Here is a 17,947-nt window from a genome sequence, read left to right on the forward strand (position 1 = left end):
TAAACCGTCAAAAGATCGCGAGGCAAGCTCGCTCCTATGGTTGCACCGCATGCGGGCATTACTCGGCGGGCGGCAGCAACCTGGCTTCCAGCTCGGCCACTTTGGCCTCAAGGCTTTCAAGGCGTGCGCGGGTGCGGGCGAGGACGACCATCTGGCTGTCGAATTCTTCGCGGCTGACCAGGTCCAGTTTGCTAAAGCCACTCTGCAGCAAGGCTTTGAACTGGCTTTCGATTTCGTTGCGCGGCAGAGCGGTGTCGCCACTGAACAAACGCGAGGCTTGGCCACTCAGGGCGTCGAGAAAATCTTTGGGCGCGAGCATGGGGTAGGTCCTTAAAACAGATGGCGGTGAGTGTATCACGCAGTGTCAGAGCGGCATTGCTTGCCCGGCCTCGCACATTTATTGGGCATCCCCCCTCCTACCTGCGCACCGTTTGCGTGCACAAAACCTCCGCGAAATCAGGCACAACGCCATCTACTGGCAATAAGCACCTGAAATTATTGGTTTTTCCAGACATGGCAAGGTTTCTGCTTAGTTGCTCATGACTCATGTACTGATGCAGTTGCTGTGACGATGGTAGTGCGGCAGGTGGTTCAGGGAGTGCTTGCGTCACCAGCGACTGATGCACGTTGCGTGGCCTGAAGAAGGTCAACGAAGCGTTACAAAGCCAGACACTGCGCATAGACTTGAGCCGGGTTTGTTTTCCTGGGGCAAGTCCACCAATTCGGGAGAAGTTTCATGAAGCTAGTCACCGCCATTATCAAGCCGTTCAAATTAGACGACGTACGCGAGTCGCTGTCTGAAATCGGCGTGCAGGGCATTACCGTTACTGAGGTCAAAGGCTTCGGCCGGCAGAAAGGCCACACCGAGCTGTATCGCGGTGCGGAGTACGTGGTCGACTTTCTGCCAAAGGTGAAGATTGATGTCGCTATCGACGACAAAGATCTTGACCGGGTTATCGAGGCGATAACCAAGGCTGCCAACACCGGCAAGATTGGTGATGGCAAGATTTTTGTAGTCAATCTGGAACAGGCTATTCGCATCCGTACCGGCGAAACCGATACCGACGCAATCTAAGCCGCCAAACCCCAACGCCCCAGGAGAAAACACTATGACTCTGCGTAAAATCGCAGGGCTCGGAGCCCTGTTGTCCGCTGTATTGCCTGGCCTGGCCATGGCGGCGGATGAAGTGGCTGCTCCAGTCCTCAACTCCGGCGATACCGCCTGGATGCTGACTGCAACCGCTTTGGTGCTGTTTATGACCATTCCCGGCCTGGCGCTGTTTTACGGCGGCATGGTGCGCTCCAAAAACCTTCTTTCTGTTCTGATGCAGTGCTTCGCCATTACCGGTCTGATCAGCATCCTGTGGGTCATCTACGGCTACAGCATCACGTTCGACGCTACGGGCATGGAAGCAGGCGTCACTAACTTCAACTCGTTTATCGGCGGCTTCGGCAAGGTGTTCCTCGCGGGCATCACCCCCGAGAGCATCACAGGTCCTGCGGCGTTGTTCCCGGAAGCAGTGTTCGTCACCTTCCAGATGACCTTTGCCATCATCACCCCGGCCCTGATAGTCGGTGCGTTCGCAGAGCGCATGAAGTTCTCGGCCATGCTGATTTTCATGGGCGTGTGGTTCACCCTGGTGTATGCGCCAATCGCCCACATGGTCTGGGGCGGCCCGGGCAGCTTGCTGGGTGACTGGGGCGTGCTGGACTTCGCGGGCGGCACCGTGGTGCACATCAACGCCGGTATTGCAGGCCTGGTTGCGTGCATCGTGCTCGGCAAGCGTAAAGGCTACCCAACCACGCCAATGGCACCGCATAACCTGGGTTACACCCTGGTCGGCGCGGCCATGCTGTGGATCGGCTGGTTCGGCTTCAACGCAGGCTCGGCAGCGGCCGCCAACGGCACCGCCGGTATGGCAATGCTGGTGACCCAAATCGCCACCGCCACTGCCGCACTGGGCTGGATGTTCGCCGAGTGGATTACCCACGGCAAGCCAAGCGCACTGGGCATCGCCTCGGGCGTGGTGGCCGGTCTGGTTGCAATCACCCCGGCTGCAGGCACCGTCGGCCCAATGGGCTCGATCGTGATCGGTCTGGCGGCAGGCGTGATCTGCTTCTTCTGCGCCACCAGCCTCAAGCGCAAGCTGGGCTATGACGACTCGCTGGATGCATTCGGCGTACACGGTATCGGCGGTATCGTCGGCGCCATCCTCACCGGCGTGTTTGCAGCGCCAGCACTGGGTGGCTTCGGCACCGTGACAGACATCGGCACCCAAGTGTGGGTGCAGTTCAAAGGCGTCGCCTTCACTGTGGTCTACACCGCGGTGGTGACGTACGTCATCCTCAAAGTGCTGGATGCCGTGATGGGCCTGCGGGTTAACGAAGAAGAAGAGGCTGTTGGCCTCGACCTGGCACAACACAACGAGCGTGGTTACAACCTGTAATCCGCCCTTTAAAAAAATACCCGGCTTGCCGGGTATTTTTTTACCTGAAATCTGGCGCTATTCGCTGCGATGAAATGATTTTTCTGATCACTTTAGGCTCAGATCAGTTCTACGCTTGTTTGTAGGAAGAAGGCTTACGTGACAACTCGACTATTAGCCGCTTTGCTTTTTTATTCAGCACGCTAGAATGCGCGCCAAGGGGCGAAAAACAGCCCCTGGCAGGACGAAGGCGAGGATAAGCACCCGACGCTTTCAAGGCCCGCAGCTTGGGCTACGGGCAACGTGTTTACCTGAACGAGCAGCGCGAGATCGCGAAACTCGATAAGTTCTCGTCACCTTTAAGGATGAAGAGGCTTGAGCCTCGGTTTGCCCAAGGCTACTTTTTCACCAGCGGCAGTCGACACTGGGTGCAGCTGGTCTATAACTAATCTGCTTTACGCAAGTCATGGGGTAGAACATGAGCGACGATGATCTGGAAAATGATGACCTCGAAGTAGGTGACGATGACGAGACCGAAGACGGTCTGGAAGCGGCAGCCGAAGACGTTGCAGACGACGACGGTGGCGATGATGCGCCGGCCCCTGCGGCCAAAGGCAAATCCAAGGCTGCGGTGTCGGTTGACGACCTGCCCAGCATTGAAGCCAAAAACAAAGAGCGTGATGCTCTGGCTCGCGCCATGGAAGAGTTCCTCTCCCGTGGTGGCAAAGTGCAGGAAGTCGAGGCGAACGTGGTGGCAGATCCACCCAAAAAGCCTGACAACAAGTACGGCAGCCGCCCTATCTAAGGTCAGCTCCCTTGCTTGAAGAAAAAACCCGCCGTCGCTGCGGTTTTTTTTGTGGGTAACACAAGCTGCGATTGTTTGATCCGTAGTCGCTGACGAGGGACGAGGCTGCGATGCGGGCCGCAGGACCGCCGATTGGGGTCGCTGCGCAACCCATCGCAGCCTCGTACCTCGGCAGCGACTACAGAGACTGCGTACGCATCGTTTTAAGTACCGCTGGCAGTTCGCTCAAGCAGCCCACTTCGGCATCCGGGGCTTTGTCGCCGTCCCAGTGTTTGCCGCCAGGGTTGAACCAGATGGCGCGCAAGCCCGCCTGCTGGGCGCCGGCAATGTCATCACCGGGGTGATCGCCCACGTGCACGGTCGCCGCTGGCGAAATATCCCCGCCGAGGCGCAGTGCCTCGTGAAACAACCGGGCGTCCGGTTTGGCAATGCCAATGTCTTCGGCGCACAGCACAAACTTGAAGTGATGCCCCAGCCCGATGCGGCGCACGTCAGCATTGCCATTGGTCACGACGCCCAATGCGTAATCCGGGGCCAGGGCCTTCAGCGTGTGCTCAGCATGTTCAAAGAGAACAAGCTTGTGACGCGCCTCAATGAACACCTCAAACGCATCATCTGCCATCGCGGCAGCCTGCGCATAACCCGCGCTATCCAAGGCGTGGAACAACACCCGCCGACGCAATGCGCTGATGCGATGCTTGAGTTGCGGCTCGTCGACCAAAACTCGCTGGCGCAACGCCTGATACCCCGCAACATCCAGCGCGCCCAATTTTGGTGCGTTTTCGGCCAGCCAGGTTTGCAGCACGGTTTCGGCACTGGCAATCACCGGCGCGGTGTCCCACAGGGTGTCGTCAAGGTCGAAGGTAATCAGCTCAATGGTCATTCACTGCCCTTACTGCGTTTGGCCCGTGGGTGGGCGCTGTCGTAAACCGATGCCAGGTGCTGGAAATCCAGATGGGTATAGATCTGCGTGGTTTTAATGTCCGCATGCCCGAGCAATTCCTGCACCGCACGTAAATCCTGAGACGATTCCAGCAAATGGCTGGCAAATGAATGGCGCAGCATGTGCGGGTGCAGGTTCTGCCCCAGCTCGCGCTCGCCAGCGGCTTTAACCCGCAGCTGGATGGCCCGCGGGCCAAGCCGGGTGCCACGCTGGCTGACGAACACCGCATCGTCTTGCGGGTTGGCCAGGCCGCGCAAAGGCAGCCAAGCCTGCAACGCTTCCCGGGCCTTTTTGCCCACTGGCAGCACGCGCGTCTTGCTGCCCTTACCGAGCACCTCCACCAGGCCGTCCGCCAGGTCGAGCTGGTCCAGGTTAAGCCCGGTCAGTTCCGACAAACGCAGCCCGGAGGAATAAAACAGCTCAAGAATGGCTTGGTCACGCAACGCCAGAAAATCATCTTCGACAGCACCTTCGAGCAGTTGCAGGGCCCGGTCAGTGTCGAGGGTTTTCGGCAGGCGGCGCTCGCCCTTGGGCGGCGACAGGCCGTTGGCCGGGTCGTGATCACACAGCCCTTCGCGGTTGAGGTAGTGATACAGCCCGCGCACCGCCGACAGCAGCCGCGAGATGCTGCGCGAAGACTGGCCCTGCTGATGCTGACGCGCCACCAGTTGGCGCAAGCGCTGGATATCCAGGGCAGGCCAATCGGGGATGGATTCTTTAACGCAAAAGGCCAGAACCTTGTTCAGGTCGCGGCGATAGGCTTCCAGCGTGTGGGGAGACACTTGGCGCTCACTGCGCAGGTGCGTGCAGTAAGCGTCCAGTTGGTGTTCCACCGCTAGCGGACCGAGCGCAGGGCGCTGGTGAAGCGCGGCAAAACTCGCCCAAGCACTTCGGCGATATGCCCCAGAAACAGCATGCCCACCGAGCTTTTATAGTGCTGCGGGTCGCGGCTGCCCACGGCCAATACGCCATGCAGGCCCAGATGATTGAGCGCAACCACCGCCGTCGAACCGATTTGCTTGCGCTGTTCTTCGCCGAACAAGAAGTCCAGCTCATGCTCACGCAGGCTACCGCTGACCGCTTTACCCTCGGCCAGCAAACCACCCAGGGCACGTTGTGCATCGGCGCTGTTGACCCAGCGACCGACCGGCATCGGGTTGTCGCCAAACAGTACCAGGCTGACAAACGGCACCTGGAAATCCTGGCGCAAGCTGTCTTCGACGGCTATCACCAGCTCTTCAAGGCTGGTGGCGTCCATCAGGGCGAGGTTGAGGCGACGGGTTTTTTCGAACAAACGATCGTTGTCGCGGGCCACGTCCATCAGTTGCGATAAACGATGGCGCATCTCGATGTTGCGACCGCGCAACAGCTCCAACTGGCGTTCAACCAGCGAAATGGTGTCGCCGCGCTGGTGCGGGATCCGCAACGCCAGCAGCAACTCGTCGCGCTGATTGAAGAAGTCCGGATGAGCCTCCAGGTAGGCCGCAACCGTCGCAGCCTCCAGAGCGTCAGCAGGCAGTTCAAGGTCGGAAGGCTGTGGCTGGTCGGTCATCAGATGCGCTCGCTCATAAACGGACTTGTCCTTCGTACACACGCATCGCCGGGCCGGTCATGATCACGGACTGGCCTGGGCCACCCCATTCAATGGACAAGCGACCTCCGGGCAAATCGAGGGTCACCGGTGAGTCCATCCAGCCCTGGCTGATTGCCGCCACCGCAGCCGCACAGGCGCCGGTACCGCAGGCCTGGGTTTCCCCGGCACCACGCTCCCACACCCGCAGTTGCCCGCGTTGACGATCAATCACGTGCAAAAAGCCCACGTTAACCCGCGCCGGAAAGCGCGGATGGTGTTCAATTTTTGGCCCCAGCTCATGCACCGGCGCGGCGTTGATGTCGTCAACGCGCAACACCGCATGGGGGTTGCCCATCGACACGGCGGCCAACTGCACCGGCTGCCCGTCGACATCCACTTCATAGCTCAACGCTTGGGCGTCGGCCACAAACGGGATCTCGTGCGGAACCAGGCGCGGCGGGCCCATATCGACGCTGATCTGCCCATCGCTGCGCACGTTCAGTTCGATAATGCCGCTTTTGGTTTCGACCTTGATCTGACGCTTGGTGGTCAAACGCTTGTCGAGCACAAAACGGGCGAAACAGCGGGCACCGTTGCCGCACTGTTCAACTTCAGAACCGTCGGAGTTGAAGATCCGGTAACGGAAATCCACCTCCGGGTTGCTCGGTGCCTCAACGATCAATAATTGATCAAAGCCGACACCCGTGTGCCGGTCACCCCATTGTTTGGCGTGCTTGGGCAGAATGTGCGCGTGCTGGCTGACCAGGTCAAGAACCATGAAGTCATTGCCCAGGCCGTGCATTTTGGTAAAACGCAGCAACATGGGCTCACTCCGGCAGAAGGCTTTCGCCGGCATACAGCTCAGCAACGGTCTCGCGACGGCGCACTTCAAACGCTTGGTCGCCATCCACCAGAATTTCGGCGGCGCGGCCACGGGTGTTGTAGTTCGAGCTCATGACAAACCCGTAGGCACCTGCCGAATGCACGGCCAGCAAATCACCTTCGGCCAGCGCCAACTGGCGGTCTTTGGCCAGGAAGTCACCGGTTTCGCAGATCGGGCCAACGATGTCGTAAGGGCGGGCTTCGGTGTCACGCGGGCGTACCGCGGTCACGTCCATCCAGGCCTGGTACAACGCCGGACGAATCAGGTCGTTCATGGCCGCGTCGACAATGGCGAAGTCTTTGTGCTCGGTGTGCTTGAGGTACTCGACCTGGGTCAGCAGTACGCCCGCATTGGCCACAATGAAACGGCCCGGCTCGAACACCAGCGCCAGATCACGGCCTTCAATACGCGAACGCACAGCTTTGATGTAGTCAGCAGCCAAGGGCGGCTCTTCATCGCGATAACGCACGCCCAAGCCACCACCAAGGTCGATGTGGCGCAGGTAAATGCCGCAATCGCCCAGACGGTCGATCAGCCCCAGCAGGCGATCAAGCGCATCGATAAACGGTTCGAGGGTGGTCAGTTGCGAGCCGATATGGCAATCGACGCCCACCACTTCGAGGTTAGGCAGTTGCGCGGCGCGGATGTACACGTCTTCGGCGTCGGCGATGGCGATGCCGAACTTGTTTTCTTTGAGGCCGGTGGAGATGTACGGGTGCGTGCCTGCGTCTACGTCCGGGTTGACCCGCAGCGAGATCGGCGCACGAACGCCCAGCTCGGCAGCCACCACTTGCAGGCGCTCCAGCTCGTCAGTGGACTCGACGTTAAAGCAGTGCACGCCAACTTCCAGAGCACGGCGCATGTCGTCGCGGGTCTTGCCGACGCCCGAAAACACGATTTTGTCTGCCGAGCCGCCAGCGGCCAGCACACGCTCCAGTTCACCGCGCGACACAATGTCAAAACCAGCGCCCAAACGCGCCAGGACATTGAGTACACCCAGGTTGGAGTTGGCCTTGACTGCAAAGCACACCAGATGCGGCATGCCTTCCAGGGCATGGGCATACGCGTTGTATTGCGCCTCGATGTGCGCCCGGGAATAGACATAGGTCGGGGTGCCGAAGCGTTCGGCGATGGCCGTCAGCGCAACACCTTCGGCGAACAGCTCGCCGTCCCGGTAATTAAAAGCGTCCATGGTGTTCCCTTATTGATGCTTGTGCGCTTGAGATTGCGACGATTTGGCTTGGTCATCCGGGTTTTTGCTGTCATCGGGCAGATACAGCGGTCCTTTTTGACCACAGGCAGAAACAAGGCAAGCAACCGCGACAAGCGCAGCAAACGAAGAGATCAGGCGCTTCATGGCGAAATCCTTTGAAAAGCATTAATTGCGACCGAGTATACCGACCACCCACCAGCTTGCCTATGCAGCAGACGGCTCGCGCGGGGGGCACCTGTCCGGATAATCAGGTGTGCTATTGCGGCGGGTTGTCTTAGGGTTTGCAATCGGTCTGGAGCGCCCGTATCTTGCGAACTCCGAGCATGACTAGACACTACGAGGTTCCACCATGAGTTTGAATGAAGCCCGTTTTCACGATCTGGTCGATGCAACCCAGCAACAGCTGGAAGACGTTTTTGACGAGAGTGACCTGGACGTAGATCTGGAGAACTCAGCCGGTGTTCTAACGGTTAAGTTTGAAGGTGGAGCCCAATTGATCTTCAGCCGCCAGGAACCGTTGCGTCAGCTTTGGCTGGCCGCTAAAAGCGGAGGTTTCCACTTTGACTACGATGAAGAAACCTCGCGCTGGGTCTGCGATACGTCTGAGGAACTGCTCAGCGAAATGGTTCAGCGCCTGACCCTGGAGCACACGGGTGCTGACCTGGATTTTGACGAGATCTGATTGTGACTGCGCCTGCTAAACCCGCAAAACCGCTCTACAGCAACGTCAGCCCGGCCGTGCCGTCCCCATGCATCAGCACGTGCCGGCTGGATGAACACAAGGTCTGCCTGGGGTGTTTTCGCCACGTTGAAGACATTCGCGAATGGCGCTCGGCAAGTGATGCACGCCGCCGGGTCATTTGCGAGCAGGCCCGCGAGCGCCGAGGCTGATCGACTCGCTCCTACAGGCAACCTTGTGTATTTATTTTGCTGTGGTAGTGTCCAAGTTCGCCTCGTCGACACGAGGTTGGTCAAAACCCCGCCATGTCCTGGCGGGGTTTTGCTTTTCCGTGCAGAAAAAAGGAGTCTGCCAGGTCATGAGTACTTCACCCGCCATCACCCTCACACGCCTGGACGTACAACGTCTGGAGAAGCTGATCGACAGTCTGGATGACACGTTACCCGGTGTTGTTGCGTTGCAGGCCGAGCTGGATCGTGCCGAAAACGTCGTCGGCCACGAAGAAGTGCCGGCCAACGTCGTGACCATGAACTCACGCGTGCATTGCCGTGAAGAAAGCAGCGGCAAGGATTACCACCTGACGCTGGTCTACCCAAAAGATGCCAACGCAGACGAAGGCAAAATTTCGATTCTGGCGCCGGTCGGCAGCGCATTGCTGGGCTTGCAGACGGGCCAGCACATCAACTGGCCGGCACCCGGCGGCAAGACCCTCAAACTTGAATTGCTTGAAGTTAAATACCAGCCAGAAGCCGCAGGCGATTTCGAGCTTTAAACTGCCCCGATACACCAGATCCGCGGTAGCGCTCGGTTTTGCAGCGCTGCCCAAACGCCCTAGACCGTTATAACGGGCAACCTGATCGGGTGTTCATGCTGAGCCAGCTGGCTCAAAAAACGGTAGCTGTCATTCAACTCACGCGACAGCGCCAGGCGCTCACGACTGTCCGGCCCGGTCTTCCAGTTCGAACGGTTGTCCAGCTGCGCCAACTGCTGCTCATCCCAGCCCCATTCGTGGGTCAGGCGCTCCAGCAGGGCACGCTGCCAGGGGGCACCCTGCGCCGGGGCATGGCCGGAGAGCTTGTGATTGACCTTGAGGTACAGGCTGCGGCGCACCAGTTCCAGGCGCTGAACATCGCCACGGGCCTGCAAATAGCCCTCAATGCGCCGGTACACCATCACGTACGGATCCAGCTCATCGAGGTCTAGTTGATGGGCGTACACGGCGCGCTTATAGCCCAGGCTCAGGCAACTCACCCGCGGGTGCTCGCTGGCATACACCTCAATCAACAGCAGTTTGAGCACCGATTTGTAGGGCGACTCGATACCCTTGAACAACTGCTTCAACCCGGCCCCTAAAAACTCGGCCGCCGGGATGTGCGCCAAATGCCCGAGGTCGATCACCTCATCCGTCGGGATCAGGCGCTGGGCCTCAAGCGTCTGAATGAATTCGCCATAGCGGGCTTCTTCATACGCGGGCACCCACCACCACAACGGCGTGCGCCCGCCGAGCCAGATCGCCGTGCGATAAAACTCGTCGAGCAACAACGAATGTTGCGCGTTTACAAAGTCATCCACGTCGCAATGCAGAGCACGCTCGCCCTGGGCGAAACGCTGGGCATCGATCAGAAAAAAGTGCGCCTCACTGCCCTGGCCCGCAGCCCATGTCTCCAGGCGGCGGCATTTTTTGCGCAAATTGGCCAACGCCTGGTCGTCCAGACCCGGCGCGTGGCAGAGCCACACGTCCATATCGCTCTGATCGGTCTGCGCCAACGTGCCCAGGCTGCCCATTAGATACAGGCCGTGAATGGCCTGGGGCTGGCCGGGCTGCGGGCGATAGATAAAGTCAGCGGCTAACGCCTGCGCCGCCGTCAGGGTTGGCGCATCCGGGGCATAACCCGAGACACCGGCCGGCGTGCAGTCCGAGACATAGCCGGGCAGCAGCGGGTCGTTCACATGAAACAACAGGGCCAACAGATTCAGGATCGTTTGCTGAGCGGGCAACAGGCCTTCCATTGCGCGCTGCAGACGTCCGTTGTTGACCGCCAGAAACCGCTCACGCACCTGATGGAGAACCTGTCGATCGATTCCCTCACTCAGAGCGGGTCTTACTTCCAGGGGGCGCGTCATTGCACACTCAGACCGGCTCGCCAAACGAGAAAGAGGAGGGGAGGTGAGTTTACAGCCAGCAGCACAAAAGACTTAGGGCGATTGTGTTTTTGACGTCAGATTTTTTACATATCTGAACATTAGACGGGAAACAGGGAATGCGCCCGCGGAATCAACAAAGAGGGAGATTCCGTGGGCAATGCGGGATGTCAGGCAATTTCTGCCAGTTTTTCGCCCAGCTTCGACTCTGAAGTAAGGATCAGCAGCAGCCCTTGGACATGCTCGGCGGCATCACGGCCCAGGCTGGTCAGGTAACCACCATCGGGTTGATTGATCAGGTCTTTGTCATACAAACGTTGTGCTGCCGCAATCCGTTGTGGATCAGCGGTCTGATGGATCTTCAGGCCCTCAAGCGTACTTTCCAGGTCAAACAGTGCAAGGACTTCCAGTTCGGCAACCAACTCAGGGGTAAACGACATAAAAACTCCAGACTATGCAGGAAAAGGCGACAACTGCTCTAAGGTGATCCCACTATCACCAACTGTCCAGTGACAGTTCTGACCTTATATAAGCAGCGTGTCGTGCCGGCCCCGCATTGACGCGCTTACGAGGCAATTGGAGTGTAGACCCTGCCCTCGATTACGCGCGCGAATAAAGCCTGCCCTCCGACTACCACGCTTTCAGTTATATAAACATTCTTAAATAGTATTTTTAAGAATAATCGCGCCTCACTACTATGACATCCACGCCAGCACCTCAGTCGGCAACCCATATTTCCAGGAGCACACCATGAGCGCATCTCTGCGTAGCGTTGACGGTCAGGACGAAGCCACCATTCTGCGGGAAATCCAGAGCGCGCTACGGGACCTGCGCTTTGGTGCCGTCGAAATCACCGTGCACAACGCACAAGTGGTTCAGATCGAACGCAAAGAAAAATTCCGGTTACAGAACCCGAGCCAGAAAAGTAATTGAGCCAAACGCACTCATCGGAGTGCGTTCATAACAACTAGAAACGCTTTGGAGCCTCACCTATGTCCCTACGCCGTTACGCTCTGGCCGCGCTGGCCAGTGCCATTTTTGCTGGCTCCGCTGTAGCCAAAGACTACGAATTGCTCAACGTTTCTTACGATCCAACCCGTGAGCTGTACCAGGATTACAACGCTGAGTTCGTTAATTTCTGGAAAGCCAGCCACCCGGGCGACAACGTCAAAATCCAGCAGTCTCACGGTGGCTCGGGCAAACAGGCCCGTGGCGTGATCGACGGCTTGCGCGCCGACGTCGTGACCCTGGCATTGGCCGGCGACATCGATGAAATCTCCAAACTCAACAAAGGCTCGCTGCCAGCCGACTGGCAAACCCGCCTGCCGGACGCCAGCACTCCGTACACCTCGACCATCGTGTTCCTGGTGCGCAAGGGCAACCCTAAAGGCATCAAGGACTGGGACGACCTGGTCAAGAAAGACGTCTCGGTGATTACCCCGAACCCTAAAACCAGTGGCGGCGCGCGCTGGAACTTCCTCGCAGCCTACGCCTACGGCCTGAAAGCCAACGGTGGCGATGAAGCCAAAGCCAATGCCTACGTGCAAGAGCTGTTCAAGCACGTACCGGTGCTGGATACCGGCGCACGCGGCTCGACCATTACCTTCGTCAACAACGGTCAGGGTGACGTGTTGCTGGCCTGGGAAAACGAAGCGTTCCTGGCACTGAAAGAAGACGGCGGTACAGACAAGTTCGAAATCGTCGTGCCTTCCCTGTCGATTCTGGCCGAGCCACCGGTGGCTGTGGTCGACAAAAACGCCGAGAGAAAAGGCAACCTGGAGATCGCCAACGCGTACCTCAAACACCTGTACAGCCCGGCTGGCCAAGAGATCGCAGCCAAGAACTTCTACCGTCCGCGTGACGAAAAAGTAGCGGCCAAATACGCCGAGCAATTTCCGAAACTGGAGCTTGTCACTATCGACAAAGACTTCGGCGGCTGGAAAACTGCGCAGCCGAAATTTTTTAATGACGGTGGCGTGTTCGACCAGATCTACCAGGCGCAATAACCTGTGGGGCGGGGCTTTAAGCCACGCTGAAAGCTAGAACATAGAGCCCGCGACCCTGTTGCGGGCTTCGTGCGTTAACCAAGGACTCTTATGTCTCGTCGTATTTCCCCCGTCATACCCGGCTTCGGGCTGACGCTGGGCTACACCTTGGTGTACCTCAGCCTCATCGTGCTTATACCGTTGGCTGCCATGTTTGTGCATGCCGCGCAACTCACCTGGGAGCAGTTTTGGGCCATCATCACCGCGCCGCGGGTGTTGGCAGCGCTCAAGCTCAGTTTTGGCACCGCTTTTTTTGCCGCCTTGATCAACGGCGTCATCGGCACCGTTCTGGCCTGGGTGCTGGTGCGATACACCTTCCCCGGGCGCAAGATCATCGATGCCATGATCGACCTGCCCTTTGCCCTGCCAACGGCGGTGGCCGGTATTGCACTGACCACGTTGTACGCGCCCCACGGCTGGATTGGCCAGTTCGCCTCGGACCTGGGCTTCAAAATCGCCTACACCCCGCTGGGCATTACCCTGGCCCTGACCTTTGTGACCCTGCCGTTTGTGGTGCGCACCGTGCAGCCGGTTCTGGCAGACATCCCGCGTGAAATCGAAGAGGCCGCTGCCTGCCTGGGCGCCAAGCCCCTGCAAGTGTTCCGCTACATCCTCATGCCGGCCCTGTTGCCCGCTTGGTTGACCGGTTTTGCGCTGGCCTTTGCCCGTGGCATCGGTGAGTACGGCTCGGTCATTTTCATCGCCGGTAACATGCCGATGAAAACCGAGATTCTGCCGCTGCTGATCATGGTCAAGCTCGACCAGTACGACTACACCGGCGCCACCGCCATCGGCGTGATGATGCTGGTGGTTTCCTTCGTGTTGCTGCTGCTGATCAACTTGATCCAGCGCCGCATCGAAACCCCATCCTGAAGGAGGCCAGCGTATGTCCAGTTCGTCTATAAACGCGGCCTCCGCCGCCAACGCTGCACGCCGTGGCAGCGCGCTTTCACGCCGGCTGCTGATCGCACTTGGCTGGTTGTTCTTTATCGGCTTCTTGCTGTTGCCACTGCTGATCGTAGTGTCCCAGGGCCTGAAGCTGGGCTTCGGTGCGTTCTTCGATGCGATCCTTGAGCCCGACGCCTTGTCGGCCCTCAAGCTGACCATCATCGCCGTCGTCATTTCGGTGCCGCTCAACGTGGTGTTTGGCGTGAGTGCGGCCTGGTGCGTGAGCAAATACAGCTTTCGCGGCAAAAGTATCCTGGTCACCCTGATCGACCTGCCGTTTTCGGTATCACCGGTGATCGCCGGTCTGGTCTACGTGCTGATGTTCGGCGCGCAGGGTTTCTTCGGCGAGTGGCTGCAAGACCACGACATTCAGATCATCTTTGCGTTACCGGGCATCGTGCTGGCAACCATCTTTGTGACGGTGCCCTTCGTGGCCCGTGAGTTGATCCCGCTGATGCAAGAGCAGGGCACTCAGGAAGAAGAAGCCGCACGCTTGCTGGGCGCCAATGGCTGGCAGATGTTCTGGCACGTCACTGTGCCCAACATCAAATGGGGCCTGATCTACGGCGTTGTACTGTGTACGGCGCGGGCGATGGGCGAATTTGGCGCGGTGTCGGTGGTTTCCGGGCACATTCGCGGGGTGACCAACACCCTGCCGCTGCACGTCGAGATCCTCTACAACGAATACAACCACGTCGCCGCCTTCGCTGTGGCCACCCTGTTGCTGATCCTGGCGCTCTTCATCCTGCTGCTCAAGCAGTGGAGCGAATCCCGTATTAACCGCCTGCGCGCCAGCGCCGCGGAGGAATAAACCATGTCGATCGAAGTCCGTAACGTCAGCAAGAACTTCAACGCCTTCAAAGCGCTGGACAGCATCAATCTGGACATCCACAGCGGCGAGCTGGTGGCATTGCTTGGCCCGTCGGGCTGCGGCAAAACCACCCTGTTGCGCATCATCGCGGGGCTTGAAACCCCGGACCAGGGCAGCATCGTCTTCCACGGCGAAGACGTCTCGGGCCATGACGTGCGTGATCGCAACGTCGGTTTCGTGTTCCAGCATTACGCGCTGTTCCGCCACATGACGGTATTCGACAACGTGGCCTTCGGCCTGCGCATGAAGCCCAAGGGCGAGCGTCCGAACGAAACCCGCATCGCCGAAAAAGTCCACGAGCTGCTGAACATGGTGCAGCTGGACTGGCTCTCTGACCGCTACCCGGAGCAACTGTCGGGTGGTCAGCGCCAGCGTATCGCCCTGGCCCGCGCTCTGGCGGTAGAGCCTAAAGTGCTGCTGCTCGACGAACCGTTCGGCGCCCTCGACGCCAAGGTCCGTAAAGAACTGCGCCGCTGGCTTGCGCGCCTGCACGAAGACATCAACCTGACCTCGGTGTTCGTGACCCACGACCAGGAAGAAGCGATGGAAGTCGCAGACCGCATCGTGGTCATGAACAAAGGCGTGATCGAGCAAATCGGCTCACCGGGTGACGTCTACGAAAACCCGGCCAGCGACTTTGTTTATCACTTCCTGGGTGACTCCAACCGCCTGCATTTGGGCGAGGACAACCACGTCCTGTTCCGTCCGCACGAAGTGTCGTTGTCGCGTCACGAACTCGAAGACCACCACGCCGCCCAGGTACGCGACATCCGCCCGCTGGGTGCGACCACCCGGGTGACGTTGAAGGTTGAGGGGCAAAGCGAGCTGATCGAAGTAGAAGTGGTCAAAGACCATGACAGCCTGACCGAACTGGCCCGCGGCGAGACGTTGTTCTTTAAGCCGAAGGTATGGCAGAAGGCTTAAAAACACCCTATCCATAGAGTTGTAGTCGCTGATGAGGTACGAAGCTGCGATGTGGTGTGCATCGCAGCCTCATGCTTCGTCAGCGACTACAGGATTTTCGTAAAGCTTTTAAGGCTTTTTCAGCTTCGGATTGGGAAAGAACTGCACCGCCTGAACGTTCGGGGTCGGTGGTTTTTTCAGTGCCGAGGTGTTGACCCGCGTGCCCAATTCCTTCGGCACCGACAGACCTTGCTCATTCAGCGTGTCGGAGTAGCCGCAGGCCACGCATTCGCGGTGCGGCACGTCGTTTTCGTTCCACATCATCAGCTTGTCAGGCTCGCTGCACGCCGGGCAGACAGCCCCGGCGATAAAGCGTTTTTTTGTCACGTTTACCGGTGCATCACTCATGCTGCCGCGTCCTCGGTCAGGCCGCTGTGGCGCAACAAGGCGTCAATCGACGGCTCACGGCCACGGAAGTCCTTGAACAGTTCCATTGGGGCCAGCGAGCCACCACGCGCCAGAATGGCCTGGCGGAATGCCTTGCCGGTGTGCGGGTTGAACACGCCTTCTTCTTCAAAGCGCGAGAACGCATCCGCCGACAACACTTCAGCCCATTTGTAGCTGTAGTAACCCGCCGCGTAACCGCCTGCAAAGATGTGCGCGAAGCTGTTGGGGAAGCGGTTGTACGCCGGTGGGCGCATGACCGAAACCTCATCACGGATGCCGTCCAGCACTTGGGCAACGCTGCGGCCATCGCCGTGGGTGGCGTGCAGTTCGAAGTCAAACAGCGAGAACTCCAGCTGACGCACCATCATCAGGCCGGACTGGAAGTTCTTGGCCGCGAGCATTTTATCCAGCAGGTCTTTTGGCAGCGCTTCGCCGGTTTCATAGTGGCCGGAGATCAGCGCCAGGCCTTCCGGCTCCCAGCACCAGTTTTCCATGAACTGGCTTGGCAGCTCGACCGCATCCCACGCCACGCCGTTGATACCGGACACGCCTGCGTGTTCGATCTCGGTCAGCATGTGGTGCAGGCCATGACCGAACTCGTGGAACAGGGTGGTCACTTCGTCGTGGGTCAGCAGTGCAGGCTTGCCCGCAACGGCCGGGGTGAAGTTACACACCAGGTTGGCTACCGGGCTTTGCAGCTCGCCGGCTGCGGTGCGGCGACGGTCACGGGCGCCGTCCATCCAGGCACCACCGCGCTTGTTGGCGCGGGCGTACAGGTCAAAGAAGAAACGCCCGATGTGCTGGCCGTTTTCTTTGATTTCGAACAGGCGAACATCGGGATGCCAGGTGTCGAAGCCTTTGATTTCAGCAATGTCGATGCCGTACAGGCGATGCACGATGGCGAACAAGCCATCCAGCACTTTGTCGATCGGGAAGTAGGCGCGCAGGGCTTCTTGCGACACGCTGTAACGCTGCTCGCGCAGTTTTTCGCCGAAGAAACCGGTGTCCCAGCTTTTCAGTTCGTCGCAGCCTTGCTCGCTGGCATAGGCTTGCAGTTGCTCAAGGTCACGCGCCGCAAACGGCTTGGTGCGCTTGGCCAGGTCACGCAGGAAGGTCAGCACCTGATCCGGCGTTTCAGCCATTTTGGTGGCCAGGCTCAGCTCTGCAAAGCTGCCAAAACCCAGCAACTTGGCCAGTTCCTGACGCAGATCGAGGATCTGTTCCATCACCGGACCGTTATCAAACTGACCGGCATTCGGGCCTTGGTCCGACGCGCGGGTGCAGTAGGCGGCGTAGACTTCTTCGCGCAGGGCGCGGTCTTCGGCGTAGGTCATGACCGGGTAGTAGCTTGGGAACTCGAGCGAGATCAACCAGCCATCCAGCCCTTTAGCCTGTGCAGCCGCGGCCATTTGCGCCTTGGCCGATTCGGTCAGGCCTGCCAGCGCAGCTTCGTCGGTGATGTGCTTGGTCCAGGCCTGGGTCGCGTCCAGCAACTGGTTGGAGAACTTGCTGCCCAACTCAGACAGCTTGCTCTGCACTTCGGCGTAGCGCTTCTGCTCGGCTTCTGGCAGATCAATACCCGACAAGCGGAAATCGCGCAGCGAGTGTTCAAGAATGGTCTTTTGTGCCTGATCAAAGTCAGCCACTTGCGGGCTGTGGGCCAAGGCTTCGAAGGCCTGGAACAGCTCACGGTTCTGGCCCATCTCGGTGGAGTAGGCGCTCAATGCAGGCAAGCACGCCTCGTAAGCTTCACGCAGCTCAGTGCTGTTGCACACCGCGTTCAAGTGGCTGACCGGGCTCCAGGCGGCGCCCAGACGGTCGTTCAACTCATCCATCGCCAGCACCAGACCGGCCCACGTCGGGTTCTTGCCTTGATCGGCGAGGATCTTTTGAATGCCAGCACGGTTGTCCGCGAGGATCTGCTCGATGGCCGGCTGGACGTGCTCAGGACGGATCGCCGAAAACGGCGGCAGGTCGTAGGGCTGCAATAGAGGGTTTTTCTCGCTCACGTTTGGCACCTTGGCTAGAAGAAAGTGAAGATCTGTTGAGGTTTCATTGCAAAAACTGAA

21 protein-coding genes and 1 pseudogene are annotated in these 17,947 nt (G+C 59.0%); 11 read left to right on the forward strand and 11 right to left on the reverse strand.

The window, feature by feature from the left end; all coding sequences use genetic code 11:
* Nucleotides 1-58 precede the first annotated feature (58 nt).
* Nucleotides 59-319 carry an accessory factor UbiK family protein gene (locus tag TU84_RS21125; protein WP_048372550.1) on the reverse strand — a complete coding sequence of 87 codons (261 nt, stop codon included), beginning with the start codon at nt 317-319 and terminating at the stop codon, nt 59-61.
* Between the two features lie 417 nt (nt 320-736).
* Here TU84_RS21125 and glnK point away from each other — a divergent pair, with 417 nt between their 5' ends.
* The 3 genes from glnK to sutA all read left to right on the forward strand — a co-directional run bounded on the left by glnK (nt 737) and on the right by sutA (nt 3,231).
* Entirely contained in the window at nt 737-1,075 is a 339-nt protein-coding gene (gene glnK / locus TU84_RS21130; protein WP_002555808.1) for a P-II family nitrogen regulator, read from the forward strand.
* Between the two features lie 34 nt (nt 1,076-1,109).
* Nucleotides 1,110-2,447, forward strand: a complete 1,338-nt coding sequence (locus TU84_RS21135; protein ID WP_048372551.1) for an ammonium transporter — start codon at nt 1,110-1,112, stop codon at nt 2,445-2,447.
* Between the two features lie 457 nt (nt 2,448-2,904).
* Nucleotides 2,905-3,231 carry a transcriptional regulator SutA gene (sutA, locus tag TU84_RS21140; protein WP_048372553.1) on the forward strand — a complete coding sequence of 109 codons (327 nt, stop codon included), beginning with the start codon at nt 2,905-2,907 and terminating at the stop codon, nt 3,229-3,231.
* 178 nt (nt 3,232-3,409) lie between these two features.
* On the opposite strand, the gene TU84_RS21145 is transcribed toward sutA, so the two are convergent.
* Genes TU84_RS21145 through lptM form a run of 6 tightly spaced genes read right to left on the reverse strand, consistent with a single transcriptional unit; the run spans nt 3,410 to nt 7,987 of the window.
* Nucleotides 3,410-4,114 carry an HAD family hydrolase gene (locus tag TU84_RS21145; RefSeq protein ID WP_048372555.1) on the reverse strand — a complete coding sequence of 235 codons (705 nt, stop codon included), beginning with the start codon at nt 4,112-4,114 and terminating at the stop codon, nt 3,410-3,412.
* On the reverse strand, nt 4,111-5,007 hold the full coding sequence (gene xerC, locus TU84_RS21150) for a tyrosine recombinase XerC (RefSeq protein WP_048372556.1): 897 nt from the start codon (nt 5,005-5,007) through the stop codon (nt 4,111-4,113). Before xerC ends, TU84_RS21145 begins: the two co-directional genes overlap by 4 nt.
* A gap of 2 nt (nt 5,008-5,009) precedes the next feature.
* Nucleotides 5,010-5,726, reverse strand: coding sequence for a DUF484 family protein (locus TU84_RS21155; protein ID WP_048372558.1), 717 nt, complete (start codon nt 5,724-5,726; stop codon nt 5,010-5,012).
* Nucleotides 5,727-5,739: 13 nt separating this feature from the next.
* Nucleotides 5,740-6,570: a diaminopimelate epimerase gene (gene dapF / locus TU84_RS21160; protein ID WP_048372559.1), complete on the reverse strand. Its 831-nt coding sequence runs from the start codon at nt 6,568-6,570 to the stop codon at nt 5,740-5,742.
* Between the two features lie 4 nt (nt 6,571-6,574).
* Nucleotides 6,575-7,822, reverse strand: a complete 1,248-nt coding sequence (gene lysA, locus TU84_RS21165; protein WP_048372561.1) for a diaminopimelate decarboxylase — start codon at nt 7,820-7,822, stop codon at nt 6,575-6,577.
* 9 nt (nt 7,823-7,831) lie between these two features.
* Nucleotides 7,832-7,987, reverse strand: coding sequence for an LPS translocon maturation chaperone LptM (gene lptM, locus TU84_RS25770; protein ID WP_048372563.1), 156 nt, complete (start codon nt 7,985-7,987; stop codon nt 7,832-7,834).
* 205 nt (nt 7,988-8,192) lie between these two features.
* Between lptM and cyaY the strand changes: the two genes are divergently transcribed.
* From cyaY to rnk, 3 genes are all read left to right on the forward strand, one after another.
* Nucleotides 8,193-8,525: an iron donor protein CyaY gene (gene cyaY / locus TU84_RS21175; protein WP_048372565.1), complete on the forward strand. Its 333-nt coding sequence runs from the start codon at nt 8,193-8,195 to the stop codon at nt 8,523-8,525.
* A gap of 2 nt (nt 8,526-8,527) precedes the next feature.
* Nucleotides 8,528-8,734 (forward strand): DUF1289 domain-containing protein, encoded by a 207-nt coding sequence (locus tag TU84_RS25775; protein WP_082148782.1) that lies wholly within the window; start codon nt 8,528-8,530, stop codon nt 8,732-8,734.
* A 146-nt stretch (nt 8,735-8,880) separates the two neighbouring features.
* The gene (gene rnk / locus TU84_RS21180; protein WP_048372567.1) at nt 8,881-9,294 is read left to right on the forward strand and encodes a nucleoside diphosphate kinase regulator; all 414 of its coding nucleotides are present in this window, start codon (nt 8,881-8,883) and stop codon (nt 9,292-9,294) included.
* Between the two features lie 77 nt (nt 9,295-9,371).
* Here the strand turns inward: rnk and TU84_RS21185 are convergent.
* Together TU84_RS21185 and TU84_RS21190 are read right to left on the reverse strand one after the other, a co-directional pair.
* A pseudogene (locus TU84_RS21185) lies at nt 9,372-10,646 on the reverse strand (class I adenylate cyclase); the annotation flags it as partial.
* A 188-nt stretch (nt 10,647-10,834) separates the two neighbouring features.
* Entirely contained in the window at nt 10,835-11,104 is a 270-nt protein-coding gene (locus TU84_RS21190) for a TIGR02647 family protein (protein ID WP_048372571.1), read from the reverse strand.
* Nucleotides 11,105-11,414: 310 nt separating this feature from the next.
* On the opposite strand from TU84_RS21190, the gene oscA reads away from it, so the two are divergent.
* The 5 genes from oscA to TU84_RS21215 all read left to right on the forward strand — a co-directional run bounded on the left by oscA (nt 11,415) and on the right by TU84_RS21215 (nt 15,452).
* Entirely contained in the window at nt 11,415-11,597 is a 183-nt protein-coding gene (gene oscA, locus TU84_RS21195; protein WP_048372573.1) for a sulfur starvation response protein OscA, read from the forward strand.
* A 59-nt stretch (nt 11,598-11,656) separates the two neighbouring features.
* Nucleotides 11,657-12,670 carry a sulfate ABC transporter substrate-binding protein gene (locus tag TU84_RS21200; RefSeq protein WP_048372574.1) on the forward strand — a complete coding sequence of 338 codons (1,014 nt, stop codon included), beginning with the start codon at nt 11,657-11,659 and terminating at the stop codon, nt 12,668-12,670.
* Between the two features lie 90 nt (nt 12,671-12,760).
* The gene (gene cysT / locus TU84_RS21205; protein ID WP_048372576.1) at nt 12,761-13,582 is read left to right on the forward strand and encodes a sulfate ABC transporter permease subunit CysT; all 822 of its coding nucleotides are present in this window, start codon (nt 12,761-12,763) and stop codon (nt 13,580-13,582) included.
* A 13-nt stretch (nt 13,583-13,595) separates the two neighbouring features.
* Nucleotides 13,596-14,468: a sulfate ABC transporter permease subunit CysW gene (gene cysW / locus TU84_RS21210; protein ID WP_048372579.1), complete on the forward strand. Its 873-nt coding sequence runs from the start codon at nt 13,596-13,598 to the stop codon at nt 14,466-14,468.
* A 3-nt stretch (nt 14,469-14,471) separates the two neighbouring features.
* Nucleotides 14,472-15,452, forward strand: a complete 981-nt coding sequence (locus TU84_RS21215; RefSeq protein ID WP_048372581.1) for a sulfate/molybdate ABC transporter ATP-binding protein — start codon at nt 14,472-14,474, stop codon at nt 15,450-15,452.
* Between the two features lie 108 nt (nt 15,453-15,560).
* On the opposite strand, the gene TU84_RS21220 is transcribed toward TU84_RS21215, so the two are convergent.
* Together TU84_RS21220 and prlC are read right to left on the reverse strand one after the other, a co-directional pair.
* Complete coding sequence (locus tag TU84_RS21220; RefSeq protein ID WP_048372583.1) at nt 15,561-15,839, reverse strand: YheV family putative zinc ribbon protein; 279 nt, start codon at nt 15,837-15,839, stop codon at nt 15,561-15,563.
* On the reverse strand, nt 15,836-17,887 hold the full coding sequence (prlC, locus tag TU84_RS21225) for an oligopeptidase A (protein ID WP_048372585.1): 2,052 nt from the start codon (nt 17,885-17,887) through the stop codon (nt 15,836-15,838). The genes TU84_RS21220 and prlC overlap by 4 nt, the downstream gene beginning before the upstream one ends.
* Nucleotides 17,888-17,947 lie beyond the last annotated feature (60 nt).

This window comes from Pseudomonas helleri, from assembly GCF_001043025.1.
In the GTDB taxonomy this organism is placed as follows: domain Bacteria; phylum Pseudomonadota; class Gammaproteobacteria; order Pseudomonadales; family Pseudomonadaceae; genus Aquipseudomonas; species Aquipseudomonas helleri.